This is a genomic window from Nitratidesulfovibrio oxamicus (genome assembly GCF_015731765.1).
Taxonomy (GTDB): Bacteria; Desulfobacterota; Desulfovibrionia; order Desulfovibrionales; family Desulfovibrionaceae; genus Cupidesulfovibrio; species Cupidesulfovibrio oxamicus.
Genome location: NZ_VRYY01000466.1, coordinates 1 through 1,853, shown reverse-complemented (window position 1 = coordinate 1,853; position 1,853 = coordinate 1). Strand labels below are relative to the sequence as shown.

Genomic DNA, 1,853 nt, shown 5'->3' with positions numbered 1-1,853 from the left:
TTCCCGCGCCGGAACGCCTGTGGCGGGCCGTGCGGTTGCACCGGCTGCGGCTGGTACGGCTGCCCTCCACGCCGCACCGCATCGCGCTGGGCGTGGGCCTTGGCATGCTCATCGGGTCCGTTCCGCTGATACCCTCGCAGATGCTGCTGGCGGGCGTGGTGGCATGGCTGCTGCGGGCCAGTCCCGCGGCGGCGGTCATCGCCACGCTGTATTCCAACCCGGTGACCTTCGGCCCGTTGTACGCCATCTTTTTCGCCATCGGCTCGTTTCTGCTGCCGAACATGCATGTGGCCTTGCCGGAAGACGTGGCCAACCTCACTTCACTGCTGGCCATGGGCTGGGACGTGTATCTGGTGCTGTGCGCGGGTGGGGTGGTGTTCGGTGCTGTGGCCGGGGTGCTGGCCTACGTGGCGGCCTATCGCATGGTGGCCGCGTATCAGCAGCGTCGGGTGCGCTGGCGCACCGGGGCCAGCAACGCCCCGCCGGTGGTGGCAGGCTGCGCGCCGTCCGGAGAGGGCGACGGTTGCGAACAGGATGGCGCAATGAATGGCGGCAAGGTGGCGGACGACGGTAAAGGTGGGCGTGACGGGCGCTGACATCCCGGCGGTTGAGGGCCAGCGGGGCGTCACGGGATGATGGCAACGCAGCAGCCAGGCAGCGTGCGGTCAGCGCGGGGCAGACGCTGGAGGGCGCCTGACGGACCACGGACGGCGCCTGACGGACCACGGGCGACCACGGACGACCACAGGCGGGAGGCTGTTTGGCGCTGCCAGGCGGAAGTGGGGAGGCTCAGGAATCGAGGCGGTACGCGGTGCGTGCCGCCTCTTGCAGTTCCGGGGGAAGCAGATGCAGCCATGGCGGCGCACAGGCCGCGCGAAAGTCCGGCAGTTCGATGCGGGCGTGGTGCAGGAACAGCGTGGCGGGGGCGAGAGGGGGTGCAGAGTGCGGCGCGTCAGGTGGCATGTGGGGTGGCATGTGGGCGGTGGCGCTGGTGTCGTCCGGGGTGCCGTAACGCGTATCGCCCACGATGGGGTGTCCCAGCGCGGCAAGGTGGGCGCGGATCTGGTGGCGCGCGCCCTTGCGGATGACGCAGCGTACCAGTGTGCACGGGGGGGGCGGGGCGGCAGGCAGGGCCGAGCCGTGCAGGGCAAGACCGTCCGCATCCGGCGTCCCCTGCGCGTTATCCTCGACATGCATGACGCCCAGCGGCGTGACCATGGTATGGCGCAGCGGATCGGGGGTGTCCTGCGGCAGGACGCGGGTGGTGGCCCGGTTGGCCGTGTCCAGCCCGCGGCGCATCGACACCGGGCGGGCCAGCACGCCGTGCACCAGCGCGAGGTAGGTCTTGGTCGCCTGGCCTGAATTTTCGGCTGTGTGAAAGCGGTCGGCGGCCTGCGGGGTGCGTGCGGCCAGCAGGATGCCGGAGGTGGGGCCGTCCAGCCGGTTGAGCAGGCGCGGAAAGCCCGTGGTGTCGTTAGCAACCGGCAATGGCCGGGAAGCTTCGGGGGGGACCGACGCAGCCTGTCCGGCCAGAGCGGCCATATCCGTGCGGCAGGGCTGTCCTGACTGTCCGAGCAGTGCGGGCAACAGCGCCTCCACGCAGGGGGCGGCGCTGCCCGCTATGGCGGCGGAATGCAGCCCGCCGGGTTTGTACAGGGCCACCAGCCCGTCCGCTTCCGTCAGCACGCGCGGCGCATCGGCGGCACTTCCGGCGCCACTCCGGGCAGCGTCCGGCAAGGCATCCGACGCGATGGCTTGTGAGGTAGGCGGCTCCCCCTGCGGCCCGGCATCCAGCGTAGTGCCCGGCGTCTTGCCGCGCGTCGCGTCCAGCGGGCGCAATTCCACCCGCTGTC

Annotated in this window: 2 protein-coding genes; one reads left to right on the top strand and one right to left on the bottom strand. The window is 71.2% G+C overall.

The window, feature by feature from the left end; genetic code table 11:
• Positions 1–596 (top strand): DUF2062 domain-containing protein (locus FVW20_RS14045; protein WP_196610104.1); only part of this gene is annotated, 596 nt, incomplete at its 5' end.
• Between the two features lie 193 nt (positions 597–789).
• On the opposite strand, the gene FVW20_RS14040 is transcribed toward FVW20_RS14045, so the two are convergent.
• On the bottom strand, positions 790–1,853 hold a 1,064-nt coding region (locus FVW20_RS14040; RefSeq protein ID WP_196610103.1), incomplete at its 5' end, for a pseudouridine synthase family protein.